Below are 26,430 nucleotides of genomic sequence, written 5' to 3'. Positions count from 1 at the left end.
GAGATCTTCGAGAAATTACTGGAGCCCGGTCATGTCGGACAAGCCACATTCACGGGAACACATCTGGAATTCAGTCCGGCTCCTGAAGGAGAACATTCAGGTCACCATCAGAAATAGACAAGAAAGGGGTCACAACAATGGATTACTTCTCACGATTTGCAGTACCTCACCCGAGTACAGCAATATACGCTTCCATGGCAGCGATTGCGTTAACCGTCATCGCAATCATTGTCGGGCTAACCTATTTTAAAAAATGGGGGTATTTATACCGTGAATGGTTAACGAGCGTGGACCATAAACGGATTGGCATTATGTATCTGATTTCTGCGTTGATCATGCTGTTCCGTGGTGGAGCGGATGCCATTATGATGCGTGCTCAGACCGCGATTCCTGACAATACGTTATTGGATGCGCAGCATTATAACGAGATTTTCACTACACATGGAACACTTATGCTGATCTTTATGGCAATGCCTTTTATCTATGCGTTAATGAATTTCGTTGTTCCATTACAAATTGGAGCAAGAGATGTCGCCTTCCCGCGCTTGAATGCGCTCAGTTTTTGGTTATTTTTCATGGGGGCCATGCTGTTCAATATTGCGTTTGTCATTGGCGGCTCCCCCGACGCAGGTTGGTCAGCTTATTTTCCGCTTGCAAGCAATGAGTTCAGCCCATCGGTGGGAATCAATTATTACGCACTTGCGTTACAGATTTCAGGCATAGGTACATTGATATCAGGGATTAACTTTATCACTACCATTCTTAAGTTGAGAGCACCCGGTATTACTTTACTGAAAATGCCGATGTTCACCTGGTCAGCTCTTGTCACCAATGTGATCGTTGTATTTGCCTTTCCCGTATTAACTGTGGCACTGGCTATGATGACCATGGATCGATTGTTCGGAACACATTTCTTTGCATCTACCAATGGCGGTATGGATATGCTGTGGGCCAATCTGTTCTGGGTATGGGGGCATCCGGAAGTGTATATTTTAGTTCTGCCGGCTTTCGGGGTGTATAGTGAGATCATTTCCACTTTTGCACGTCGTAACTTGTATGGGTATAAATCGATGGTAGCGTCTATGGTGATCATTTCACTCCTCTCATTTCTGGTTTGGACCCATCATTTCTTTACGATGGGGCAAGGTGCGCTTACGAATAGTGTGTTTTCCATATCGACAATGGCTATTGCTGTTCCGACCGGTATCAAGATATTTAACTGGTTGTTCACTCTGTGGAAAGGCAAAATTGTATTCACCGTTCCGATGCTGTATTCGCTAGGCTTCATACCGATTTTTCTGATTGGTGGGGTCACTGGCGTGATGCTCGGAATGTCCGCCGCTGACTACCAATATCACAATACGATGTTCCTGGTGGCTCATTTTCACTATGTCATCATTCCTGGAGTAGTATTCGCGATGATTGCCGGGCTCACGTACTGGTGGCCCAAAATGTTTGGTTTCATGCTTAATGAAAGAATCGGCAAGTGGGCGTTTTGGTTCATTGCCGTCAGCTTTAACGTAACATTCTTCCCTATGTTCCTTTCTGGATTAGATGGACAAGCTCGTCGGATGTACACGTACTCTGAATCAACAGGATTTGGAACATTAAACTTCATTTCTTTTATTGGAGCGATGGGGTTAGTAATCGGATTCGCGATACTTGTTTACAACATCTACTGGAGCGTTCGATATGCTCCTCGAAATAACAGTGCAGACCCGTGGGATGCCCGTTCTTTGGAGTGGGCTACGCATAGTCCTGTGCCAGAGTATAACTTTGCTATCCTGCCACAGTGTAATTCAATTGAAGCCTTTTGGGATGCGAAAAGAAAAGGACATCAATTATTCAAAGGAAAGTATGAAAAAATTCATATGCCCAACAACAGCGGTGCACCATTTGTTATGAGTTGTATTTTCTTTGTTTGGGGATTTGCCTTTGTATTTAGCATGTGGACAGTAGTTATTATAACAACGCTTGGTATCTTCACGTGTATGGCTATTCGTTCCTTTGAAAACGATCATGGGCGGTATATCTTGGTTGAAGAAATTGAAAAAACGGAAATGATCAAACTGAGAGGTGTTAACCAATGAAAATCGACCATTCGCTGCCACTCGAATATAGTACGGATGAAAATCGAATAAAAATCTTGGGATTCTGGATTTTCCTTGGGGCTGAAATTCTCCTCTTTGGCACACTGTTTGCTTCCTATTTTACCTTGGTTGATCGTACGGGTAATGGTCCCACGGGAGCAGAAATATTCGAAATCACACCGGTGATTATCGAAACGATCCTGCTTCTAACCAGCAGTTTTGTTATTGGGCTCGGGGTTCATGCGATGCGGATTGGGAACAGGAAGGCAATGATGAGTTTCTTTACAATCACACTTCTGCTTGGACTAGGATTTATTGGAGTTGAAGCATATGAGTTTATTCATTACGCGCATATTGGAGCGGGGCTTCAGACGAGTGCATTTACAGCTATTCTGTTAACTACATTAGGGACTCACGGAGCTCACGTTACATTTGGACTGTTCTGGGGATTGGCTATTCTCCTGCAAGTGAAAAAGAGAGGGCTTACCCCAGAAACAGCAAATAAATCGTTCATTTTTTCGCTTTACTGGCATTTTCTGGACGTCGTGTGGATTTTTATTTTCAGCTTCGTCTATTTGAAAGGAATGATGGTCTCGTGAATGAATTGTTCCCAAGAAAGCAAGTGATGGGCTATGTATTTTCCATGATCTTGACGGGAATTGCACTTGCCGTTTATTTTTTCAACATGTCATTTTTGACAGGCATGACCATCCTTGTTACTACAGCATTCATACAAGCTGGTGTTCAGTTAGTAGTATTTATGCATGCAGGGGAGACGGGCGATAAGACCTCCATTTATACAAATCTGTATTACGCCTTGTTCATAGCGCTGGTTACTGTTTTCGGTACCCTGCTCTGCATGATCTGGGGTTATCAATGAAGGGCACAAACGAACCAACATTGGAAAGTCAGCGTTATTTTCAAAATTTAAGGTCAACCATCTCAGGTTGACCCTTTTTATCTTGTACGATTTTCCCCACTCCTTGCATAGGATTGCTGACGCCAGCTAGCAGTTTACGAATGCTGCCGTCAACGTACACGAGCAAAAAAATAGATCCCATTCAATCCGATGACAATGAGAAATGACGAAACACACCACATACAGACCGCGTTCAGAACAAAAAGCTCAACATAGGTAAGATACACTGAGTATATCAGCCCAAGGAACAGAGAGATTTCCAACACTCGTCGCAATATTCCAGTCTGATCACTCTGAACGAAAAGCAGCAATGCAAGCAGAAACAGATAATAGGAAACACCAATGAGCGAAACCGGCAGAGGACCAATGTACGCATACACGGAGTCATTCACCTGCTGACATTCCCCAATGGGGCAGAAGAACTGGTTAGCAACCTTGGCTAAAAACAGGTAGCCCGATACCAACACACCAAGAACGGCCAGTACGTACATAACAACTGTGGGACGCAGAGATGTCATTGTGCGGTTGCCCTTTCCATAAATGCTTGGAACTCTTTCACGCGATACCCATTCATGCGGTCCGCCACCTTTCCGCTTGCGTCGATAAGGTAAAAGACTGGTGTAATTTTCATACGGTACAGGTTCTGCTTCTCATCATCCAAGGTAACGAGCGGAAATTGAAAATTCATCTTCCGTTTTACCTGGGCGTATTCATCCTTGGTGCCCACCCCTAACATCACGAGAGGCGTGTTCGGATAGTTAGCTTGCCATTGCTGTAGCATCGGATAGGAACTTTTACACGTCTCACAATCGATTTTGGCCATCATGACAACAAACGATTTTCCCTGATAAGCGCTAATATCAACCTTGCCTCCAGTAACATCTTCCCCTGTCATGAGAGGCAGTGACTCGCCCTTGGCAAACCCTCCCGTATCAACCAAAACCTCTGTCATCAGCATGGGATTATTCACTATATAGATGCCAATGAGAGGGACGATGGCTACCAGCAGCAGTATGAACCACTTAAAACCGTTTCTCATCCCGTTGCCCCCTTCCATTCTTGCATTTCTTCTTCCTTTTGCTTTCCTTGATAAATAGAGGCATAGACCCTATTTTGGAGAAGCAGTTCTTCATGTGTTCCCTGCTCCACGATTGCTCCTTGATCGACAACGATAATCAGATCAGCATTAATGATCGTACTTAGCCGGTGAGCGATAACGACCCGCGTGCAGGACAGATTGGATAAATTCAGATCCACGATTCTCTCAGTCAGTTGATCCAGAGAGCTTGTGGCTTCATCTAGCAGAAGAATCGCTGGATCGTGGGCGAGTGCGCGGGCAAGGGCCAAGCGCTGCCGTTGTCCACCGGAGATATTGCTGCCCGTTTCCGATAACAAGGTATTGTACTTCATGGGCATTTTCATGATGTCGTCATGAATGCCAGCCAGTTTGGCAACCCGGACAATCTGATCGAATGGCAAAGCAGGATTATGCAGGGCAATATTTTCGGCAATGGTTCGATGAAAGAGGAACGTATGCTGCATCACAACACCGATCTGTTGGCGCAATTGCGGCTTATCCAGACGAGAGACATCCAGGCCGTCAAACATGACCTTGCCACTGGTCGGCTGATAGAGTCCCAGGAGCAGACAGGCCAGCGTGCTTTTTCCCGCCCCTGAAGCTCCGACAATCGCTACTTTTTGTCCAGGACTAATAGAAATTGATACATTGCGGATTACAGCGGGACTGTGTTCCGTATAGTGAAAATCGACGTTTTGCAACTCGATAGCTCCCGACAGTTGAGGAACTGGTATCACACTGGCGTCGTCCTGCTCCGTTTTGGCATCATGAATATCCAGGATCCGATTCAGATAGGCGCCCAGCACAATCATTTGATTCAGTGTACTGACAAACGAGGTAAGCGGCACCAGAAATCCCATCGCCAACGAAAAGAAGGCAAAAAACTCACCTAAAGTCATCCGGTAGGCAATAACCTCTTGAATACCGATAAATAAAAGCAGGAGAGGTGCACCAAATCTCAAGGAGTTCACGAGGCTCTCTACAACCGCTTCCGCAATGCCCCTTCGTTTCATGGCGGAGAGCTGCTCCTGATACAGACCGTGCCAACGGGAAAATGCCAAATCCTCGAAGCCCTCCGATTTCACCACATGGATTCCCCTGAGACTTTCCAGGAAAGAGCTGGATGCAGCTGTCTGGCGAATGATCTGCTCTTGGGACAATCGTTTGATATACTGGGATGTCCCGATCAAAATCATGATCTGAAGCAGCCCGATACAGACCACCCATCCCGTGAGCATCGGGGATTGGTTTACCATATACAAGAGGAAAAAGACCACCAATCCTCCATCGAGAATGGCTCCGACAGTACTCGAAGACAATACATCGCGTACCATCATGTTGCTGTTTGCCCGCACAATCAGGTCCCCGGTTGTCCTTGTTTGAAAAAATTGATACGGAAGCTTCAGCAGCTTGAAGAAAAAGCGGCTCATTAACATGCCGTCCAACTTGTTCTGCAGATTCACTAAAAAACGGGCACGGGAATAAGCGATGAGCAGATAGACAATCGAGAGCGCCAGCATGCCGATGGAGATAGGGGGAAGAAAGCTGTATTCTTTGGAAAGAATCACCTCGTCAATCAAATAGCGGATCGCAATCGGAGTGACCAACGCAAGCAATTGCAGCCACAATGACCAAACAATAATAGAAGTGACTAGTGTTGGCTCAGTGGCGAGAAGCAGAATGTATTCTTTCCACACAAACCGTTTCTTGTAACGAATAAAGTCTGCAGTGGGCACCATTTCCAGAACGACACCGGAGAACTTCTCGATCATTTCCGCTCGAGCCACTTTTCTTCGACCGATAGCAGGATCAAGAATGGTATAGGAGCCGTTTTGTACCTTTTCCAGGACAACAAAATGATTATTGTCCCAGTAAAGAATGGCGGGTACCTTGAGGCTTTCAAGTTGTTCTATCGACACTTTTTTCCCGCTTGCCTGCAACCCGAACGCATGGGCGATTTTCTTTAGAGTAAGCAGATTCACACCGTCACGACCGGCTCCGCACCGATCACGAAGCTCATGCAGCGGCACATACGACTTGTAGTAACCCATGATCATGGCCAGACAGCAAATACCGCATTCGGATTGCTCCATCTGTTCCACAAAAGGAACACGCCATTTATTCTTCATCTTTCTCTCCTGCCTTGCTTTGATTGATTCCCGCCAATGAGAGGATGGACGGTACGTGCGAAGGATTCGCAAAGCGAAGGAAACCGTATCCGATACCTGCCAGCCCGTCAAAGAGTCCTGGCTGCTCTACTTCTTCCGGGATTGCACTGTTTTTTTGATTTTCAAAGGAGAGGGTGGTCATCCTCACTGCCTGATGATAGGCAAACTCTCGGAGATCTTGATCCTGATGAAGCTCCGCGATAACCAGCAATACATCCAGATTCCCCATGTCTCCATGGCACATACAGTTGCCTCTATCCAAGCCGTTCTCAATCGTCTGCTTCAAAGCAATCTGATAATCTTGTTCCAACTCATCGTTTCGCATAGATCTGGGGATCAGTGCCCTTCCTAGTGCAATTCCGGATGTCCCGGTGCACCAATGAAACGCATTCGGTACGTTTTCTCTTGAACGCAATCCACTTTTCCAGTTCATATCTTCTGCATCAAAGAGTGTTCTTTCCAGAGAGAGGCTTTTGACGGCAGCTTCCATGTACCTGGGATCTTCCGTTACTTCAGATAACCCTGCCAAGGCGTAGGCGGCACCTGTGGCACCGTGGGAAAAACCGCTGATTGCCAACGAAGAAGCGGACGGGTGTTTCCAGCCGATCCCTGTTGAGCTTTCTTCCGCATGAGTCAGGAGCCACTCTCCACATCGGCGGGCGATAGCAAGTGTCTTCTCGTCACCTGTCGCACGGTACAGACCAAGTCCTACCAGTATGGCCCCGGTCATGCCGCTGATGAAATCGAATTGCTTTTCTTTTTCCACCGCATTCTCAATTTTTTGATAGGTGATCAACGCCTTTTTCATCAGCTCCGGATCATCCCACAGGCAGGAAAGATGCATATACACGTAACTGAGTGCCGGATAACCGAGAAAAGCCGAACACACATTGACGGAAAACGGATATTGAAAAACTTCTTCCGAGCTGCGCAAAGACGCTCTCGCCAAGTTTTCAAAAGCTTGTTCCCCAGTCTCTTTGGCGAGATAAGCGTAGAAGAACGTCATGCCCAGCGTTCCTTTATACAGGCTGCCATCCATTACGGAAAAATGCCAGTTCGTATCATTTTGAACACCCATACCAATCCAGGTCACATCTTCTTTTCTGTCTCCCCAGATGGCACGCTCCGCCAGATAGTTACCGATCCGCTTGGCTGCCTGAACAAATGTCTCCCGTTCGATTTTGGGAGTCTCTCGTTCGTTCTCACTTCGCTTCTTTCCCTGACCGAGCCGTATCTCTTTTTCCACCCACCGCTCCAGCGTCATCATAGTTGCTCGTATCAAGGATACTTGTGTCTGACAATCCTCATGATCCAGGTTTTCTAGCTTTTGCAAGACAGCCATAAACCCTGATTGGTGGAAGAAGGAGGGGATTCTTTTACCCATGGTGTCCCAAATATCAGTAGAGTCGATGCGAGTTGTAAACATCGGAACATCTCCCTCCAGCAAATCCATACACTCGGATGCAATCAGATCGGTCATGATCGGATTGATCTCGACAATGCGCCACATAAAGTCATAGAGCTGATCGCGGTCCAATCCATTTTGTAAATTGATTGGATGAAAACCGGCTCGCAGCATGGCTGTATAGACGTAGGTATCCCGCAGGATGACACGTACAGAATCGTATTGAAAAGCATAGAGGGGACCTTGCTCGGACAAAAGGGTATCCCTGTGGTCAAGCAGGAGTTGGTACATAGCTGTAAATCCTTCAATAATCTCTTCCACATATTCTTCTGCCTTGGCTGGCTCACCGAGCAAGGTCGGCAGATTTTTGGCTCCCTGCAGGTTTACCTGCCTCTTGACCAGTTGCATCTGATCGGTACGAGTATTTATGAGAACAAACCGCTCATTAGAAAATGCCTGACCAGCACGCCCTCCCAATCCACCAATTTCTGCACCGTCCAGAAGTGCAGGCAGAAGGCCGATGCTGTATACAGTTGACCGTAGGTATGCATGGGCCTTTTCCGACGCGTTCATTTCGATTTTTCCAGGCATTCCTACATGGAATAAAGTCTCAAGGTCGATCATCATCGGATGCTCGCCGGATGCTACTACATTTTCCAAATGCATATCCACACCATTTAGCATATAAAAGAGGGCAAGATAGCCGCCGTGCCTTTTATAAAATCGGCAGAGTTGTTCTCTGTTCTGGCAATCATGGGGAGCTACATACTCTTGCCAGCCATACGTGCCCCGGTCCAGCATCTTGATCGTACGAAACACAGGTTCATATCCCTGCTTATTTACCCACATCAGCAGCTCTTTAAAATGCTGATCGATGCTGGTGGATCTTGGTTTGTACACAAGTCTGACTCCATTTGAAAATTCCAGGAGAATGACACTTCTGCCGCGGCGATGCCGGTCCCCCATGTTGGCTTCAGCTTTCTTCAGGCAGTCCAAAGTGCCAAAGCATGCGACCAGCTTATCATGATCATGCTGAAGTCTTTCAAACATTTCGACAAAAGCATGGAGTGTTCGTTCCGTCTGTTCCACGAGCAAGCGTGCAAGCAAGGGGTATTTTTCCAACAAACGCCGGAGAGATAGGGGAGTAGTAAGAAACCGCATCTCGAAGTCACTAAAACGCTCCTCGGGTGTTTCGCCCATCAGCTCATCTTGCTCACGGGCAAGATGCAACTCAAAAATCAATGTTTGGAGTGCTGTTTCATACAATTGATCGAAAAGAGCACGTTGAATATCCTGCGTAATACTCTCTTCGTTGAACAATCTTCGAGAGAACCTGCGATGCTGCATCCGGAATTCAGCCTCTAGTTTATTTTTGATCCAGTGGAGAAAAGGTACTAAAAACGCGACAAACATTTTGTTCTCAAATAGTTGAAAATACACACCGTGTCTATTCTGACCAGATTCATGCAGACCGAGGATTTCCTGCAAAATAACCGTCCACTTCAATGATTTTTTTAGCGATGGCTGATCCTTGGCAGTTATGATTCTGGCGAAGCTATCAACATCTAACGCTTGTTCCCGCAACCTTTTGGCAAAAAGCCCGTCATGTTGCAATCCCGTCCTTTGGCGCCAGTGCGTCACCTTCTGGATATCCATATTTGTACTGTTTGAAGGAATGGTGCGTTCATGCAGATATGCACTTTTTAACCAGAGAGCGGTTTCTTGGTCTATGATCATTTTCATACTAGTTCCTCCATACATACGTTTGTTCTTTTTTTAGAGGAAAAGCAGACAGAACATGGCGCTCTGTCTGCTTTTTGGTACCAATCAGTAATCAAGCCTATTAATGATTAATCTCCGCAGGTATAGCAGTTGCCGTCAGCTGTGTAAGAATTCGGATAATTACCATTGCTTGAGCATTGATTGCAATAAATACCGCCTGCTACTTCTGCCAATTCCTCGTCAGTCATCAAGCCTGCTGCGTTCATCAATTTTTCCATGGTATTACCTCCTGAAAATAATTAGTTTTTTCGGACACAGGTAGCTAGCATGTGTATCCGTGCGGGTGTAAGGCACTTAGCACCACAAGTCCTAATTATAATCATGGAAAAAATTAAAAATGTAGCAGAGATTACAATTTATGTAATTTAATTATTATTGAATTTTTGAAAGTGTTTTTTATAAATTCTTATAATTCAAAATAGTTTTTGGATTTATTGAATCTTTTCTTGTATACGAATTTCCCAACCACTTGCATAGGATTGTACTATGGCAGGAGGTGGAGCCAAGTGGCAGTATTTCGTACACGCAGGCGAATGCGGGTCCCGATGAGACGGGGGAAAGCCACGTTTATTGCCTTTATCATTTTCTTTGGATTAACGATTCAATCTCTTGTCTGGATCGAGCAGCGATTGGAGTTTGATTTGAATGACAGATATGAGATTATACGGGGTGTAAAAAACGCCGGTGACCTTAAGCAGGTGACCGGCGTTTCCATATTAGCGTTTCGGCATTTTGCTCTCATCCATGTACAGCAGGTTCCAGCGGTGACCGTCCAGGTCGGCAAATCCTGCGCCGTACATCCAGCCGTCAATTTCACTCGGCTTGCCAAAGATGCTTCCTCCGGCAAACTCTACTTTTTGAATAAAGGCATCTACTTCTTCTCTGCTTTCAGCACCAACGGAAAATATTACCTCTGCGCTATGGGAAGTATCTGCGGTTTTTGAACCTGTAAATTTCTCAAACGCCGCAACGGGGAACAGCAGAATCGTTGTTTGGCCTATTGCAAGCTTGGCTCTCTCGTTACCAACGCTCACCGCATGGAATCCAATCTCATTGAAAAAGGTAGTTGACCTCTCAACATCTTTGACCGGCAGGTTAATCCAAATCTCCTGTGACATGGCTGTAGCCTCCTGGAATATATTTTCAACTACTCCTACTATACTCTACTTCTGGCAGCAGAAGCGAATCTTACAATAGAAACCGCTAGGTATGACATTCCTGTCATGCATCCTGCTGTTTCCTTGGTAAACTTATTTACTTGAGGTAGTCTAGTACTTTATTTTTCATCGAACAATAGATATTTCCGATAAAGAATTTGTAAATTATCAAATATCTGATGACGTTCACATGCATGACCGATTGTTTGAATAGCTTGTTAAATTAAAGAGAATCGAGAGCACAATACAATACCCCACGAGGCTGCTGAAGGATAAATCAGTAAACCAAGGAGAGGACGAGTCCTCTCCTTTTCTATATTTTTCGATAAGTCGAAAGGACAAGCTTGATCTGCTGAATCACGAACCCTACGTGCTTGTTGTTCCGGGTTAACCTGCTTGCCATTACCCCGCCTTCCAACGAAGAAACCACGAATGACGCAAGGGCTTCCGTATGGAGATCTGATGACAGCTCCCCAGTGGTGACACCCTCGTCCAATATGCTTTGAATAAATGCGGTGAATTGACTATGCGCAGCTACTGCTTTCTCTCTGAGCGGGAGATATCCGTCATCCGCCTCTACTGCCGTGTTGAGCAAGGGGCAACCACCCTCAATCGGTGGATGGTTGACAGGATCTTCGTACACCTCGCATACTGCTATGATCTTGTCGATTGCCGTCTCCGCCTTCTCGACAGCCTTCAAGAAATGGTCCATCATAATCCTTGAGGCATAATCGAACGCTTCGAGCGCAATTTCGTCTTTCCCTGAAAATGTCCGATAGACGCCGCCTTTGGTCAATCCGGTGACTTGTATGATGTCTTGTATCGAAGAGCCGGCATACCCTTTTCGATTAAACAGTCCAGCTGATTTCTCAATAATATGTTGGCGTGTCTTCTCGCCCTTGCGCATGAAAGTAGACCCCCGTATTCACGAAAAATATAACTGTTTATATTTTAACATTGCTATGGCATATTCGAGAAATTTTTGGTATCATACAAAAAAACCGAACCGTTCGGTATTTTTGTGAGGGGTGATTTGCTTATGAATAAAGTGAAGATTGTCCGCATTCCCATTCTTCCAATGCACATGGTGAACGCCTATTTGTTGCTTGGACCAGATGGTTGCGTCTTGGTCGATGCTGGTATACCGGGATCTGAGCAGAAAATAGGGAGGGTTTTAGCGAAAGAGAAGCTGACCTTCAAGGACATCAAGCTCATCATTATCACTCATGCGCATGTCGATCATGCCGGCAGTGCGGCAAGATTGCGGGAACTTTCGGGAGCTCCCATACTTGCCCATGAGGGCGACGCAAAGCATTACAGCAGGGAAGAGAAGATGACGTTCTGCCCTACGGGACTGTTTGCCCGGCTTTTTTTCAAAACGGGATTCATCCTTCAGCCCTATGAGGGATTTACGCCGGATTTATTGGTTTCCGGAAAACAGGACATCGATTTGCGGCGTTTTGGCGTACCTGGCACAGTTACCCATACACCTGGGCATACCTCGGGATCTATTTCGGTTGAACTGGAGTCGAAAGATGCTATGGTGGGTGATCTTTTGGCCTCGGGTATTCTGCTTGGCGGCATCATGAGGAAAAATCACGCCATACGGCCGCCATTCGAAGATGATCCGCACCGGGTAGCGGATGAGCTTCTGCGTTTAATCTCATCCGGTCACCGCACATTTTATTTGGGTCACGGTGGCCCACTGGGGGTAAATGATGTTCGCCGACATGCAGAATTTCTGAAAGGTTTACCGGACGTTTAACCAAAAAGGCAAAATTAAAAGGCTTGAGCCCAGTGCAATACCGAACTCAAACCTTGCAAGCTGCTTAAATAAATTACCTGGCTAGAATCTTTCCAATGGGAGAAGGCGCATAACTTCAAAGCCATATGGGTTTGAAGTAAATACCAGTTGCACGTCTTCCGGCTTCACACCCTGCTTTAATTCAATGACTAACTCAAATCGACTGTCATTCTTGTTGATGTTGGTTATCTTTCCTTTGCTTGAACCACCAACGAGGTATACATCGCCGATTCCATACCGTCCGATGTCCCCATTGACGTAAATACTTGAACCCAGGGACAACGATTTTCCCATCAGCGTATCATCTTTGACCAAATCTCGTTCCACGGGAAAGATCAGCCTTTGTTTTTTCTTCTTCCCGGAGGTCTCTGCTTCAACGATACATGTATCAGTTAGCTGATCAGTTACATACGATTTTCTCAAAACGAACTGATCGCCATTGATGGTTGCCTCTGCTTTTACCCCTGCAAATGAAATCTCAACGGTCTTGACAGAAGAATCTAGGATTTTTCCTGAAATGAAAATCTCCGTGGTGGTACCGTTTGGTCTAGCTTCCGTATATAGCGAGCCTTCTTCAATCAAAGCATCGTTTTTCTCCGGGGTAACCTTAACGATCGGGGTAAACCCGACAGGAGAGCCCAAGCTCCATAATGCCGCATAATATCCGTCGCCTGGCGGCAGCTTCGTAAATTTCACCTTGCCTGAGTCGTCTGCTTCTTTCATCCCATGGTTGACTATTGAATAGTAATCCCATTGAAAAAGAATAACCTTACGACCGGGCGGGGCATTTTCAACTAGTACTGTTTCCTCACCTCCAGTGGCCGTCATACGCTGGGAAGGAGGGGGGTTATCTGGGTCGTTGCCATTTCCTTCGCCAATGTTTAACTCACTTACTGGAATGGGTGAATAGGCTTCTTTTCCGCCACCGTTACCAAGCTGACCTTCTGCGTTTTTTCCCATGCCCCAAACCGTGCCGTCTTTCTTCAAGACGATTGCGTGCAGCAGACCGCCGTCCAATTGGACAACGTCTGACAGATCAGATGCTTGCATCGGTGTTGTCTGCGTGTAAATTTTATCGGTGCCTAATCCCAGCGTACCCATGTAGTTGCTGCCCCAGCTCCAAACCATCCCCTCTTCGTCAATGGCGTAGCTGCTATCGTTCCCCGCTGCCACACGAACCACCTTTTCGAGTCCTTCCACCTGTAGGGGCTGATTTTTTGAGTCAGGTGTTCCATCGCCTACTTGTCCGTCTACATTTCGTCCCCACGCCCAGACGGTTCCATCTTTTTTCACTGCTAGCGCATGACTCATGCCAGTTGCAATACTGACAACATCAGTCAGATCTTTCACATTTACAAATTTCATCGCATGACCGTAGCTTCCATCCCCGATTTGACCCCCATCATTCTGCCCGACAGCCCAGACCGTGCCGTCTTTTTTCAATACGAGGGTATGATGAGGACCGAGGGCAAGTGCTTTTGCATCTTTGATCCCTTTAATTTGAACGGGAGTCGATCGATTGGAAACTGTTCCATCCCCTAACTGGTTGCGGTCATTGTTTCCCCATGCCCAAAGCGTTCCGTCTTCCTTGATTGCCATAGAGTGGTTTCCACCTGCTTCAACAGCAATCACCTTGCTCAATTTTTTCACTTTGATGGGTTCCGTACGATCCTTTGCTGTTCCATCGCCCAGTTGGCCGTTACTGTTGGAACCCCAGGAATAGACTGTACCGTCTTTTGATAATGCGAGAGCATGTCTTTCTCCCGCGGATACATCGACCATATCTTTGAGTTTTTCAACCTGTTCTGGATCTTTGCGATCAGTCGTTGTTCCATCCCCGATTTGGCCTTTATCGTTCATACCCCACGTCCAAACGGTGCCATCTGCCGCTCGCGCAATGCTAAAATCTCGGCCTGCATCGATTTGTGGAGGTTCTTTTTGATCCGCTGCCTGTGCAACTTGAACTGGCAACAAGCTTGCCAATAATGCGAAGGATAACATCCAATGCTTAAAGCGCTTCATTCTTCCCATTCTTCCTTTCTGAGCTTCATTTACCTGTCTACTCAGGATAACATGGTGTATGCTATCCTATTTTTTTACATCCTGTGCTTACTTCACAACAACTTGCTTCGTCAAAAGCAAATAGTAGAATGAAAAGTGCCATAACTGATAATGAACAAATAATAGCGAATATTACCATTGGATTCTGTGAAACAGACTACAATATTCATAACTGTTTGTGATTCAGCTCAATAATACTCGGCATGGAGTCTATAAATCCTCACCACCTGCATAGGATTGTACTATGGTAGGAGGTGGACTATCTTGGCAGTATTTCGTACACGCAGGCGAATGCGTGTCCCGATGAGAAGGGGGAAAGCCACGTTTATTGCCTTTATCATTTTTTTAGGATTATCGATTCAATCTCTTGTTTGGATTGAGCAGCGGTTGGAGCCAACATTGCTCATTCTCGCCTCACAAAAAGCAGAGCAGCTTGCCAAGACAGCAATAAGCGATGCAGTGACCAAGCGAATTGCCCAGCAGGGGGTTGATTTCAACGAGATTGTCAAAATGGAGAAAGACAAGGATGGCAAGATACAAGCGGTGGATTTTAATTTTAAGGAGTATTCCCGGATTGTGGGTGAATCCACCACCCGTATTCAAAACCGCCTGAAGGAGTTCGAGGAAGAGAAAGTGGAACGCACGATTCCGTTGGGCTTGGCGACGGGGAACAGCTTTCTTGCTCAGATGGGGCCGGATTTGCCGGTGACGTTTGTGCCGATCGGATCGGTGAAGACACGGTTGGAGACTGAGCTGAAAGAAGCGGGCATCAATATGGTGCTTGCGACGGTGTACATATGGGTTGAAGTGGACTTGAGGATCGTCATTCCTTTTGCAACAGAGCAAAAGACAGTGATCACCCAAATACCGATTACCCATTCCCTGATTATTGGTGAAGTGCCGCAGTACCTGTACAACAATCCGGAGGGCAAGCCAGATGTGCCAAAAATTACGGATAAACCGTCAATAGATAAACCAACGCAATAAGCAAAAATAAGAAAAGAAAAAACCTTAGTTCTCCTTGTGCGAGAACTAAGGTTTTTCGTCTTTTTACAGCCCTTTCACCTACGCTGCCGCCCGTTCCTTTCCTTCTTTTTTCTTGAGTTTGGGGACGCTCCCGATCAGCAGCATGCCAAGCGGAAGCCTGGAGATGAGCACCGTGAGTAAAACCGACAAAAGGGAGCTCGGAATCAGCAGGGCAAGGCTGCCAGTCAGGCTATTTTTTCCTGTAATCGGTATGCCGATTGCCGTTGCCGTCTGGGATAAGAGAGAAATCACCAGTGCGTGGGACAAGTAGGCACCAAACGAGTACTTTCCGACAAAACGGAAGAAGCGATAAACAATGGAATCGGAAGTCGTCATACGCAAGCAGAGATCATATATCATCATCAGACTTGAGACCGTAAAGAAGAACATTGAAATTTTTAAAGAAGTGGAGTAACCGATCATTACTTTGGAAGGATTCCCTGAGATCAGTTCGTATCCAACCAGGATAAACAAGGCTACAAAAAGGAAGATATTCCACTCAAATGATCGATTGATAAAATTTCGCCACTCCTTGAGTCTGAGCGCAATCAATGCACCGATGGCAAAATACATAAAATAAAAAAAAGCATTCATCGTTCTCGTATCAATCAGCTTTTGGATCACCCACGGAAGGTTTGATCCAACGGAAAGCAGATAGTCGGAGGAGAGCCACATGAAAAAAAGATAAATCACGGTTAGCGACAGCAGTGCCATTCGGAGTGATACTTTTGCTCTGCACCAGGTAACGAATGATAAAATGAACGGGTAAAAGAGATAGAACTGAAAAATCATCACGACAAACCACAGATGGTAACCGATTTTAGGAATGATCAGTTCACTGCCTAGCTCCTTCAATAACAGAAAATCGAATTGTATCGGGCCGTTTCTGTGTGCATACAGATAATAAATGATGGTCCAGATAACAAAAGGAATAAATATTTCTGTTGCTCTCTTTTTAATAAATGAAACATACTGTATTTTTTCGGAGTAATTATAGTACAGGGTAATTCCTGTAATCATGACGAAAGCGGGTACGGCAAATTTGGAAAGATTAAAAGCCATTCCCAGCATGATTGCTTCCTGATAGTTAATGGCTGGTTTGTTGATGAATGCCCCGATCACATGTTGGTATACGACTGCGAGAAATGCCAATCCTCGTAGGACATCCAGTTCCTCGATTCTTTCTTTTTTCAAGTTCTACTACCACTCCCAACATCAAACCTTAATGCATTAATCATACCAAACTTTGCAGATGTGTTTAAGTTTTTGTTATTTTCTGGTATTGCACGTATACTTGTTTCATTAAGGAAGTAGGAGGAAGCTATGTTTCAGTTATCTCGAGTGCATCCCGCATTCTATCGTCTTCGCATTTTCCAAAGAAGAATGTTTCGCTCGCTTCAAGATTTGTTCAGTGGACAACGATTTGCTCGGGAACATACTCAGGACCAATTATCTTTTACTTGTAAAAAGCATCAGTCGCTCTTGCGGCGTAAATTAGGGAGCAGTGATCCACAATTGCAGGAAAATAAAATTACCAATCTGCGGATCGCTCATTCCTGTATAGACGGCATTCTGATTCGACCAGGCGAGACCTTCTCTTTTTGGAAAGCAGTAGGGGAGACAACCAAGGAAAAAGGATATATAGAAGGACTTTTGCTTTCACAAGGCAATGTGATCACAGGAATTGGGGGAGGAATTTGTCAGCTTGCCAATCTGTTGTTCTGGATGGCATTACATACGCCGTTGCAGGTGGTAGAGAGGCACCATCACCAGTTTGATCCATTTCCTGATGATCACAGGGTGTTGCCTTTTGGAAGCGGTGCAAGTGTGTTTTATAATTTTGTGGACTTGCGTTTTTATAATCCGACAACCCACACGTTTCAGATACGGCTTTGGCTGACTGATCAGCATTTGAAGGGACTCATTGCAACGGATCAGGAATGGCCCTTCTCGTATCACATACAGGAGCGCAACCATCGCTTTCATAAAAAAGAGGACAAATTCTATCGTGAAAATGAAATCTGGCGGATCGTCATTGATAAGCGAACTGGGAACTCCATTCTAGAAGAGCGAATGATCCGCAACTTCTCGGAAGTCAGGTATTCGATAGAAGAGAGTTGTACGGTATAATCGGGGGGAAGGAGCGATTATGCCATGTTAACTAAGATGAAAAAAGTCGTGTTTGATTCCATGAGTGATGAGGAACTTGCGTGGGAGGTTATGAAACCGATTCTGCTGCCCCTGCGAGGTCAGAGTCCTGCGGTGAAGACCAAGGTATTCAAGGAGCTTTCAGCGGATCAGCAATCGTTATTTATGATTCGGGTGTTGTACGACCATGCTTGTGATTCGGTGGTAGAGTACTATTGTTGGATTGCTCATTTATTGAGTGAATCGAATACCTGGGAGGCAGTGAAAAAAGGTGTGAGGTCATTCGGGGCACTCAACATGCTCGCCGTACTGGAAAAAACAGAAATGTATATGGAATCGAAGAACCGTCAAGACACAGGAGAGTGGCGAATAGCCATTCCACAAGATCTCGAGCACGATACAGAGTTACAGGTGCAAATAAGTGATCTCTTCGATGCATTCCATGAGCATGCTCCTGCTTTATGGAAGCTGGTAGGTGATACGATTCGCAGCCGACCAGACCAGTTTGTGGTTTTTGAAGATTGAACATAAATAATTAGCGTTGAAGTGAATAGATAAGAAGAGAAGGGGGACGATCCTCCTTCTTTTTTTTGGGAAGAGCTCTTCCCTGTCGTTAAAAATAGTTTTCGATTGTTTGGATAAAATATACACAACTGCCAAGAGTTTCGAGGTGATCAGCATTGTTAGGCAGCGTACGAATTTCAGCCACTCAGGGATTCATGCTAGCGATTGCAAGTATAACTGTAACTGGGCATTTGTTATTTATTCCGGTCATCATTAATCAAGCAGGAAGAGACAGTTGGCTCTCTGTGTTGATTACTATTGTTCCTGCTGTCTTGATTGGTTTTGTGGTATCGAGTTTGGCAAAGCTCTATCCGGGTCGAACGATCATTGAGTATACCCAGGAAATCACCGGAAAATGGATAGGAAAGTTGATTTCGTGCCTGTTTATTTTCTATTTTTTTCATGATACATCGCTTGCCATCAGAGGATTTGGTGAGTTTTTCACTTCGGCTATTACGCCGAGGACTCCCATCATGGTTTATTTTGTAGCCGTAACGATACTCGCTGTCTATGCGGTTCGTAACGGGCTGGAAGTGATGGCGAGAGCCAACCAAATTTTTCTGGTTTGCATGATTCCTGTTGGTCTTACTGCATCTGTTCTGACCCAAAAAGATAAAGTTTATAAAAATTTTCTGCCCATCTTGGAATTTGGCCCCCAGCCAGCCTTGATGGGAATGTTCACCCTTGTTTCCCTCTACAGCACGTTTGTTATCTTAGGAATGGTTTTTCCCTTTTTTGCCCACCAAGAAAAGATAAGAAAGGGCAGTATGATCACGATGCTGATCCTGATTGTCATGTTTTTGGGACCTATAACAGGACCGATTGCGGTTTTTGGACTGGAACGGAGCATTGGCCTGAGCTTTCCGACATTTCAATTGCTGAGAGACATTCAGGTGGGAGATTTGCAACGACTCGACTTGATAGGGATTGTTTTATGGAGTTTGGGATCCTTTGCAAAAATATCGATTTTTCTTTTTGGCACGACGGTTGGGCTTGCTCAGCTTTTTCGACTGGAAGATTTTCGTGCGCTGGCTGCTCCAACTGGTGCGCTGATGGTCATTGTTTCCTTGCTCAACAGTGAAAATTATATAGAGATGTACCGTTTTTTCAGGGATACCTTCCCTTACTACTCGTTGTTTATTGGCGGGTTTATTCCTTTGGTGCTTTTCATAATTGCTATCATCAGGCGTCTTTTTGAGAAGCGGAGGGAGAATGTATGAGCGACATTCTTACAAGAGATCTGGATGAAAATATTCAGACCATCTTTACACTATTCGGGAATTGCAGCGATTTGTCTGTTCGAAGGTTGGAGGCAAAGGGAGACATTCAGTTTGCGATTCTTTTTCTGAACAGTATTGTGGAAAAAGAAATCATCGATGAGTTTGTCATTAAAGATATGCTGAGCTATGTGGAGCGCTATTCTGGAACGAAGAAGGTTGATATGGAATATTTGGAGATGGCAAAAGGGAAAGTCTCCACGACACAACTCAGTACACTGCATACGATAGAGGAAGTTATCGAGTCTCTGGTCAAAGGTATGTCGATTATTCTTGTGAACGGCCATGAGCTGGTATTGGCCGCCGGGACGGAGGGAAATCAGAGGAGGACCGTTTCAGAGCCTGGCTCAGAAACAGTGGTCAGGGGTTCGAGAGAAGCATTCAATGAATCTCTCCAAATCAATCTTGGATTAATTCGTAACCGGCTCCGTACGCATAAATTGCGCATTGAAACATTGACAATTGGCAACCTCACGAATACCCCTGTTTCGATACTTTACATTGAAGATGTCGCCAAACCGACCATCGTCGATGAGGTGAGAAACAGGCTGCGCAGGATTCAGATTGACGGTGTGATGGAATCGCTGTATCTGGAAGAGATGATTGAAGACCCCCATACGTATACGCCTTTTCCCACGATCTTCAACACAGAACGCCCGGATCGTATTGTCGCTGGCATGCTGGAGGGAAGGATTGCCATCTTGACGGAAGGGACGCCAATCGGTCTATTGGTTCCGGCATCGATCAGCTTATTTTTATATTCGAACGAAGATTACTACCAGCGGTTTGATATTTCGAGTTTCTTGAAGTTGTTGCGCACCTTTACCTTCTTGCTCTCCTTTATCATGCCTGGGTTTTATGTGTTTCTGCTGACGTATCATCAGGAGATGATTCCGACTCCCTTGCTGATTGCTCTGACAGGGCAAAGAGAAGGTGTACCATTTGGAATTGCCATCGAAGTTGCCTTGATGGAGATTACGTTTGAGATACTGCGGGAAGCAGGGATACGGTTGCCCAAAACCATTGGCGCTGCCGTCTCTATCGTGGGAGGGCTTGTTTTGGGACAAGCATCAGTGGAGGCGGGATTGATCGGGCCAGGTACGGTAATTACCGTTTCATTGACTGCGATTGCCTCCTTCTGTACGCCTTCCTACAACTTTGCGATTGCTGCCCGATTAATTCGTTTTGCTTTTCTCCTGCTCTCTGCAATTCTCGGTGCTTTCGGTATGATGTTCGGTATTATCTTTTTGGTCATTCACATGTGTTCCCTGCGATCGTTTGGAATTCCTTATCTTACGCCGATGGTGCCCTACCATTCCAGCGGGTGGAAAGATTTGTTTATCCGTATGCCGTGGTGGAAAATGCAGATGAGACCAGATGAAATTGCCGGAAAAAATGCGAACAGAATGCCCAAATTGAACAAATGGGGTAGGTAAAGGGAGGGAAGCAGTCATTCGAAACGTTGTTTTGATCTGTGTTATATCCGTCCTTTTTCTCACCGGCTGTTGGGACAAGAAGGAACTGAATCAGGTTGCCGTCGTCATCGGCGTCGGTTTGGATCTCTCCAGTGAAGATACGTATGAGATCACTGCACAGGTAATCAAACCGAGTGCTTCCGGAATGGGCGGCGGTGGGTCCGAGCTCCCTACTTGGAGTTTGACAGCAAGCGGCAAGACAGTGATGGATGCCATAACCCAGTTGAATCGTATCTCCCCTCGTCGAATGTACTGGCCGCATTTGCAAATCATCATATTTGGAGAGAAGCTGGCCAAAAAGGGGGTAGCCCCTGTTATTACCTGGTTTGAGCGAGATCGGGACAGCCGCACTGGAACCTATGTCGTCACAACCAAAGGCAAAGCCAAGGATTTGCTCAATCATAAGATAGAGCTGGGAAATGTTCCTGCCAAGGCGATGGCAGGCCTCTTGAATACCGCCAAAATACGGCAAATAAGCGTGCAGCAGATCACTATGAGAGAATTTATGAGTACACTGACGACGCCTGGTGTATCTGCTGCGCTTGATGTAATTGATTCAAAGGTTATTCGTGGAAAAGTGGAGACGTATCAGTTGTCGGGGATTGCCTTGTTTCGAGAGGACAAGCTGGTCGGATATGTGACGGGTGCAGCCACAAATGGAACGAGCATCGCAAACAATGATTTTAACAACACCACGATTAAATGTGTTTGTCCAGGGAGCAAGGGTGAATTTCTCACTTATCAGGTAACCGACTTCAGTAATAAAGTGAGACCAGTGGTAAAAGATGATCAGATAACACTGACGATGCGTATTTTCATAGAGGGCAACCTGAGTGACCAAACGTGCAAGGAGGACCTGGTTGATCCAAAAATGATGAAAGCAGTAGAGGATCAAGTCAGGTTGCAAATCAAACGGGACGTGCTAGCCGTGTTTACCGAGGCCAGCTCATTGAAGGTTGATGTATTGGGAATTGGCCGGGAGGTAAGGAGGTACTACCCAAACGTGTGGCATAACATTGCTGATCGTTGGACGGACATTCTTCCGCAAGTAGCCCTGGACATTCAAGTGGATGCCCACATTCGCCGTTCCGGTTTAATCTTTAGACCAACTAATACAAAACTGAAGTACTAAAAAGGAAACAGGAGAAAAAATCGTATGGCCACTGTTAGTTTGATCTTGTTATTTGCTGCAATTTCATACCTTGACCTGCCCCATTTGCTGCGCCAACGCAAGAAAAGGGAACTCCTGGTCTATTCCGTTTTGCTGCTGTCCGCCTTTATTTTAAGCGAAATGCAAATATTGCGGATTGAAATGTGGAGTCCCAATCGGATCATCACAGAAATTGTTCATACCTTCCAATGGAAATAATGAACGGTCACGCTTGAAGTTGTACGTGAGAACGTGCATCTTTTACCAGCGTGCTAATAAGATGAAGAAAGGAGAGTCGTGCGCAACCAGTTGGGGGGATGAATTATGCTCGGAGGATTAATTATCGGGATCTGTGTGCTTGCTGGTATCCTGACCGTTATCATCGGGATCAATCCTGTCGAACAATACTATGCAAGCCAGACCAAGCGCAGATTGTTTCGCTTGACCTGGATCTACGGGGTGGCAACGCTACTCTTTCTCGCCATCTTGTTTGCCTTTCGTCTCTAGAGTTGTGTGAAATCTCCCTTCAACGGTCCTGCAAGGGTGAGTCAGTAGAACGTCTCTCAATTGCAAGACGTTTCTCTTCAGACAAAAAGGGGACATGCACGATGAGCTTCAATACCATACCGATGCCCAGAATCATGATCGGATACAACAGGTCGGTAAAATCAAACAGAAACCCGAATATATGAAATCCGGCAAATCGCCCGATGGCAAACAACATGGCCATCACAGATAAAAACCTTCCTAACATTGCTGTCTCAACGGTTTGTTGATAAAACGTTCGGAAAAAGACTCCGTATGTACCAAACATCAGGAACAGGAGAAAACTGACTCCTGAGAAAAAGACAACGACCAGAGTGGGCAGCGCATGCATCCATGACACGAACAGGGGGAGCTTTAACAGGAAAAGAGGGAACACCGCTGCAATCATCCCGACAATGCCAAGACCAATATTTGCTGAGATGCTGTATCTTTTCATAAAGAAAGCAACCAGCAGTATGGAACAGAGAGACCCTGCCATCTGAGCACTCTCCACGATACCGAAATCAACATCACTCCCCATGAAAATTTGTTTGATCATGTAAGGGAAACCTACCATCACGAATGGAAACAGGAAGATATGAGTAAGAATTCCGTTCAATACAAGTGAGGAAATGCGAGGATTACGGACAAACACCTGTAATCCTTTTCGTGCATCCTGTAAAATGGTGGTATTGTGGTGATGAGGAATTGCCTCTTTTACCCGAATCATTCCAGTAGCGATTGCTGATAAGAATGTAGTACAAACATTCACCAGCAGCACAGCACCCAGACCCCATGTGCTGTACACAATGGTACCTAGTAGAGGAGCCAGCACACGAACGGATTCAACGACTGTTACGTCCAAGGCATTGGCGTTCATCAGATCGTCTTTTGCCACAATCGATTGCAGCATCGTTCCAAAAGCGGGTGCAACGAACAAATCACAGGCAGCGAACACAATCACAGTGACATAAATCAAAATGAGATCGATAGGCTCAAAAAGGGAATAGGCGAAAAGGATCAGCAGATATCCACCCCTGATAACATCAAGGAGCAACAGCAGATTTCGTTTGTTTATGCGATCAACTAGCACGCCAGCAAAAGTGCCTAGCAAGAGATGAGGAATGATTCCGATGGCGAGCACAGAAGCAAATTTTCCGGCAGATCCGGTTAACGATAGGGTATAGAGTGCGAGTGAAATCTGGATAAAGATCGTGCCAGACAACATAAGCGATTCTCGAGTGAGGAACATGACGAAGTTCCGATTTTGCAAAAGTGATAGATTCATAGCGTACTCCCTTCAAGCCATTGTCATAACGATCATAGGGTATATTCATTATGACTGATGCGTACAGGTGAGTCTCAGCAGGAATTGCTATCGGAAAACAGCAATAATTGCGGAAAGGAGCAAAAGCATGACTATAACCAGACCACTCTCCCTGGAAATGGACTACAGTGCCATTACGCTGTACGATATTGCTCCGAATTCATCCGATGACTTGCACGATCATTCGGATTTCTACCAGATCAGCATTCCGCTCATCGGACATCCAACCATGCAATGCAACCAGGAAACTCGTTTGGTCAGAGATCAGCAGCGACTGGTCCTCTCACCTGGCTATCAACATCGACATTTTGCAGGCGAAGAGTCAGTGAGGATGTTGTTGCTATTTTTTCATCGGGAACTATTGGAGCGGGTGGCGACTGATCGTTTCGAGAGACCAAGCGGTTCCATTGAATTCTCTCCCTGGGGAGAAGGCACGACGGACGGGTTTCGCAAGCTGGCTGAATCCGCAATCAGGCAAACCATTCAGCGGCCATTTGAACAGCTTGAGTTGCAGGAGACGGAATGGGAGTTGGCTACGTTGCTGCTTTCGCTACAGAAGGGCACGCATACGCCGGGCACATACACGCCGGGTACGTACACATCTTCACCCGCAGCCCATCATCCATCGATGAAGCGGGTACTTGAGTTTATTCACGAACAAGCCGATTCTGAAGTGACTTTGGATCATCTGACTGCTGAGGCTGGACTAAGCAAATTCCACCTGATCCGCCTTTTTCGAGAGCACACAGGCACTACACCGAGCCAATATGTCAACGAACTGCGCATTACACGTGCTGCTTCGCTGATGACACGCACCACGGATGACCTGACCCGAATTGCCTTTGAAGTTGGGTTTGGCAGTTTTAGTACCTTCGAGCGAGTTTTCAAAAAGAAATATGGTGTTACACCCAGAGATTTTCGTAAAAATCAAAACCCGTGATAAACGCCCATGGCGAAACACCCACCCAGCGCATAAAGTGAAGTAAATTCTTCACAAAGGAGGCGCATCCATGAGCTCTGTATTCAACGGTTGTTTCGATGACGATTTCATTTTGATCCTTGTTCTGTTCATCTTGTTGGTAATTGTAGGAGCAGAATGGGATTAATCTCCCGTGAACAATACGAAAAAGAGGAGACCCTGATTAAAGGTTCTCCTCTTTTGCATTTATTGGAACGCTTTTGCCAGGCGGCGAATCCCTTCCCGAATATTAGCTTCGGGGACTGAACCGTAGCCCAGCATCAGAGTAGGAAGCTGATAGGGAAAAGGGGAAAGCCATAAAGGGGAAGTCGGATAGACTTTCACCTGCAATTGCTCCGCTCGGGCGAGACATTCATCAAGTGGAACGTGACGAGTCAGCTCCAAAAGGACGTGTAGTCCGGCATCTGTTCCAATCAATCGTGCCCAATCAGCCATTTCCTGTTGTACGGAATCAACCAGAATGTCCAACTTTCGCTGATACAAGACGCGCATTTTGCGAATATGCCGACCCCAGTGACCTTGCTCCATGAAAAGCTGTACCGTTCGTTGATGGATGCGAGAAACTGTTTGTTCATAATTGGCGAAGCGCTGGTGATACACTTCCAGCAATCGCTCGGGAAGAATCATGTAGCTCATGCGGATGCCAGGCAACAGAGACTTGGAGAACGTCCCCAGGTAGATCACCCGCCCGGTGTGGTCCAGACCCTGCAAGGAAGGAATGGGTTTTTGATAATAGCGGAATTCGCCGTCATAGTCATCCTCGATGATCACACCGTCATTTGCTTCTGCCCACTGAAGAAGTTTGATCCTTTTGGCGATGGGGAGAACCATTCCACAAGGAAACTGGTGGGATGGCGTGATATAGACTGCACGGGCGCCACTGCTGCCAAGTTCGCCCAAATGTAATCCGTCTTCTTCAAGCGGGATGGGATACAGCTTCATTCGGTGGTTCTGAAAAACAGACTTTGCTCCCACATACCCCGGCTCTTCTACAGCAATCGCAGAAATGTCAGGTTGAAAGAGTTGGCATAACAACCCAAGCAAATACTGGATACCGGCTCCAATGACAATTTGCTCCGGCCTGCACTTTACACCACGGGATTGGTGAAGGTATTTGGCGATCTCCAGGCGGAGTCCGATTTCTCCCTGAGGGTCACCATAATGCAGTAAATGGTTTTCTTCCTCTGTCAGGCACTGATGAGTGAGACGGCGCCATACAGCTAATGGAAAATGATTGACGTCAATTTCTCCGTTGCGAAAATCATAGCGAAAGGAGGTGGCAGGGACAAACGGACTCGTCTGCTGGAAAACGGTGTGTGCCTTCCCAGCCTGCTTGCTGAAGTCCTGTTCGATTTCTGCAACGAACAATCCCAGACGTGGCCTGCTGATCAAATAGCCTTCTGCGAGCAGTTGCTGGTAAGCCGTTTCGATTGTATTGCGACTTAACCGCAGATGCTCTGCACACTGACGGATAGAAGGCAGGCGAGTACCGGGG

At 46.0% G+C, this 26,430-nt stretch carries 25 protein-coding genes and 1 pseudogene; 15 read left to right on the top strand and 11 right to left on the bottom strand.

The genetic code is table 11. The features are described 5' to 3' along the window. From ACPW7N_RS24325 to qoxD, 4 genes and pseudogenes are all read left to right on the top strand, one after another. A pseudogene (locus ACPW7N_RS24325) lies at window positions 1-117 on the top strand (cytochrome aa3 quinol oxidase subunit II); the annotation flags it as partial. 20 nt (window positions 118-137) lie between these two features. After that, the gene (gene qoxB, locus ACPW7N_RS24320; RefSeq protein ID WP_425654177.1) at window positions 138-2,090 is read left to right on the top strand and encodes a cytochrome aa3 quinol oxidase subunit I; all 1,953 of its coding nucleotides are present in this window, start codon (window positions 138-140) and stop codon (window positions 2,088-2,090) included. After that, complete coding sequence (gene qoxC / locus ACPW7N_RS24315; protein ID WP_425654175.1) at window positions 2,087-2,689, top strand: cytochrome aa3 quinol oxidase subunit III; 603 nt, start codon at window positions 2,087-2,089, stop codon at window positions 2,687-2,689. Before qoxB ends, qoxC begins: the two co-directional genes overlap by 4 nt. Next, complete coding sequence (gene qoxD / locus ACPW7N_RS24310; protein WP_425654173.1) at window positions 2,686-2,970, top strand: cytochrome aa3 quinol oxidase subunit IV; 285 nt, start codon at window positions 2,686-2,688, stop codon at window positions 2,968-2,970. The genes qoxC and qoxD overlap by 4 nt, the downstream gene beginning before the upstream one ends. Before the next feature lie 149 nt (window positions 2,971-3,119). Here the strand turns inward: qoxD and ACPW7N_RS24305 are convergent, their stop codons facing one another. The 7 genes from ACPW7N_RS24305 to ACPW7N_RS24275 form a co-directional block, all read right to left on the bottom strand. Continuing rightward, a complete protein-coding gene (locus ACPW7N_RS24305; RefSeq protein ID WP_425654171.1) occupies window positions 3,120-3,527 on the bottom strand; it encodes a vitamin K epoxide reductase family protein in 408 nt (135 codons plus the stop codon). Beyond that, on the bottom strand, window positions 3,524-4,048 hold the full coding sequence (locus ACPW7N_RS24300; protein ID WP_425654169.1) for a TlpA family protein disulfide reductase: 525 nt from the start codon (window positions 4,046-4,048) through the stop codon (window positions 3,524-3,526). The genes ACPW7N_RS24305 and ACPW7N_RS24300 overlap by 4 nt, the downstream gene beginning before the upstream one ends. Next, window positions 4,045-6,216, bottom strand: a complete 2,172-nt coding sequence (locus tag ACPW7N_RS24295; protein WP_425654168.1) for a peptidase domain-containing ABC transporter — start codon at window positions 6,214-6,216, stop codon at window positions 4,045-4,047. The genes ACPW7N_RS24300 and ACPW7N_RS24295 overlap by 4 nt, the downstream gene beginning before the upstream one ends. Next, window positions 6,206-9,403, bottom strand: a complete 3,198-nt coding sequence (locus ACPW7N_RS24290) for a type 2 lanthipeptide synthetase LanM family protein (protein ID WP_425654167.1) — start codon at window positions 9,401-9,403, stop codon at window positions 6,206-6,208. Before ACPW7N_RS24290 ends, ACPW7N_RS24295 begins: the two co-directional genes overlap by 11 nt. 107 nt (window positions 9,404-9,510) lie before the next feature. After that, a complete protein-coding gene (locus ACPW7N_RS24285; RefSeq protein ID WP_425654166.1) occupies window positions 9,511-9,660 on the bottom strand; it encodes a hypothetical protein in 150 nt (49 codons plus the stop codon). 498 nt (window positions 9,661-10,158) lie between these two features. After that, window positions 10,159-10,560, bottom strand: coding sequence for a VOC family protein (locus tag ACPW7N_RS24280; RefSeq protein ID WP_425654165.1), 402 nt, complete (start codon window positions 10,558-10,560; stop codon window positions 10,159-10,161). A 352-nt stretch (window positions 10,561-10,912) separates the two neighbouring features. Next, entirely contained in the window at window positions 10,913-11,506 is a 594-nt protein-coding gene (locus ACPW7N_RS24275; protein WP_425654164.1) for a TetR/AcrR family transcriptional regulator, read from the bottom strand. Between the two features lie 132 nt (window positions 11,507-11,638). Between ACPW7N_RS24275 and ACPW7N_RS24270 the strand changes: the two genes are divergently transcribed. Continuing rightward, complete coding sequence (locus ACPW7N_RS24270) at window positions 11,639-12,364, top strand: MBL fold metallo-hydrolase (protein ID WP_425654163.1); 726 nt, start codon at window positions 11,639-11,641, stop codon at window positions 12,362-12,364. An 81-nt stretch (window positions 12,365-12,445) separates the two neighbouring features. Here ACPW7N_RS24270 and ACPW7N_RS24260 read toward each other — a convergent pair whose 3' ends face one another. Continuing rightward, window positions 12,446-14,425, bottom strand: a complete 1,980-nt coding sequence (locus ACPW7N_RS24260; protein ID WP_425654162.1) for an RCC1 domain-containing protein — start codon at window positions 14,423-14,425, stop codon at window positions 12,446-12,448. A gap of 303 nt (window positions 14,426-14,728) precedes the next feature. Here ACPW7N_RS24260 and yunB point away from each other — a divergent pair, with 303 nt between their 5' ends. Continuing rightward, window positions 14,729-15,451, top strand: coding sequence for a sporulation protein YunB (yunB, locus tag ACPW7N_RS24255; protein ID WP_425654161.1), 723 nt, complete (start codon window positions 14,729-14,731; stop codon window positions 15,449-15,451). Between the two features lie 78 nt (window positions 15,452-15,529). Here the strand turns inward: yunB and ACPW7N_RS24250 are convergent, their stop codons facing one another. Beyond that, on the bottom strand, window positions 15,530-16,684 hold the full coding sequence (locus ACPW7N_RS24250; protein ID WP_425654160.1) for an acyltransferase: 1,155 nt from the start codon (window positions 16,682-16,684) through the stop codon (window positions 15,530-15,532). A 129-nt stretch (window positions 16,685-16,813) separates the two neighbouring features. On the opposite strand from ACPW7N_RS24250, the gene ACPW7N_RS24245 reads away from it, so the two are divergent. The 7 genes from ACPW7N_RS24245 to ACPW7N_RS24215 all read left to right on the top strand — a co-directional run bounded on the left by ACPW7N_RS24245 (window position 16,814) and on the right by ACPW7N_RS24215 (window position 22,611). Next, window positions 16,814-17,620, top strand: coding sequence for a VanW family protein (locus ACPW7N_RS24245; RefSeq protein WP_425654159.1), 807 nt, complete (start codon window positions 16,814-16,816; stop codon window positions 17,618-17,620). Between the two features lie 24 nt (window positions 17,621-17,644). Next, window positions 17,645-18,163, top strand: a complete 519-nt coding sequence (locus tag ACPW7N_RS24240; protein WP_425654158.1) for a hypothetical protein — start codon at window positions 17,645-17,647, stop codon at window positions 18,161-18,163. A 155-nt stretch (window positions 18,164-18,318) separates the two neighbouring features. Continuing rightward, on the top strand, window positions 18,319-19,422 hold the full coding sequence (locus ACPW7N_RS24235) for a GerAB/ArcD/ProY family transporter (RefSeq protein ID WP_425654157.1): 1,104 nt from the start codon (window positions 18,319-18,321) through the stop codon (window positions 19,420-19,422). Next, complete coding sequence (locus ACPW7N_RS24230) at window positions 19,419-20,915, top strand: spore germination protein (RefSeq protein WP_425654155.1); 1,497 nt, start codon at window positions 19,419-19,421, stop codon at window positions 20,913-20,915. The genes ACPW7N_RS24235 and ACPW7N_RS24230 overlap by 4 nt, the downstream gene beginning before the upstream one ends. Window positions 20,916-20,946: 31 nt before the next feature. Beyond that, window positions 20,947-22,086: a Ger(x)C family spore germination protein gene (locus ACPW7N_RS24225; protein ID WP_425654154.1), complete on the top strand. Its 1,140-nt coding sequence runs from the start codon at window positions 20,947-20,949 to the stop codon at window positions 22,084-22,086. A 24-nt stretch (window positions 22,087-22,110) separates the two neighbouring features. Then, the gene (locus ACPW7N_RS24220) at window positions 22,111-22,323 is read left to right on the top strand and encodes a hypothetical protein (RefSeq protein ID WP_425654152.1); all 213 of its coding nucleotides are present in this window, start codon (window positions 22,111-22,113) and stop codon (window positions 22,321-22,323) included. Window positions 22,324-22,428: 105 nt separating this feature from the next. Next, window positions 22,429-22,611 (top strand): hypothetical protein, encoded by a 183-nt coding sequence (locus ACPW7N_RS24215; protein ID WP_425654150.1) that lies wholly within the window; start codon window positions 22,429-22,431, stop codon window positions 22,609-22,611. 19 nt (window positions 22,612-22,630) lie between these two features. Here ACPW7N_RS24215 and ACPW7N_RS24210 read toward each other — a convergent pair whose 3' ends face one another. Beyond that, window positions 22,631-23,917, bottom strand: a complete 1,287-nt coding sequence (locus ACPW7N_RS24210) for an MFS transporter (protein ID WP_425654149.1) — start codon at window positions 23,915-23,917, stop codon at window positions 22,631-22,633. A gap of 127 nt (window positions 23,918-24,044) precedes the next feature. Here ACPW7N_RS24210 and ACPW7N_RS24205 point away from each other — a divergent pair, with 127 nt between their 5' ends. Both ACPW7N_RS24205 and ACPW7N_RS24200 read left to right on the top strand, forming a co-directional pair. After that, the gene (locus ACPW7N_RS24205; RefSeq protein WP_425654147.1) at window positions 24,045-24,896 is read left to right on the top strand and encodes a helix-turn-helix domain-containing protein; all 852 of its coding nucleotides are present in this window, start codon (window positions 24,045-24,047) and stop codon (window positions 24,894-24,896) included. 70 nt (window positions 24,897-24,966) lie between these two features. Further along, window positions 24,967-25,062 (top strand): YjcZ family sporulation protein, encoded by a 96-nt coding sequence (locus tag ACPW7N_RS24200; protein ID WP_425654145.1) that lies wholly within the window; start codon window positions 24,967-24,969, stop codon window positions 25,060-25,062. A 59-nt stretch (window positions 25,063-25,121) separates the two neighbouring features. Here the strand turns inward: ACPW7N_RS24200 and pdxR are convergent. After that, window positions 25,122-26,430: MocR-like pyridoxine biosynthesis transcription factor PdxR (gene pdxR / locus ACPW7N_RS24195; RefSeq protein WP_425654143.1), on the bottom strand; the 1,309-nt coding region annotated here is incomplete at its 5' end.

This window comes from Brevibacillus nigriterrae, from assembly GCF_049846925.1.
Classification (GTDB): Bacteria; Bacillota; Bacilli; order Brevibacillales; family Brevibacillaceae; genus Brevibacillus_H.
The sequence above is the reverse complement of the archived record's forward strand: the minus strand, read 5'-3'. Positions and strand labels throughout refer to the sequence as shown.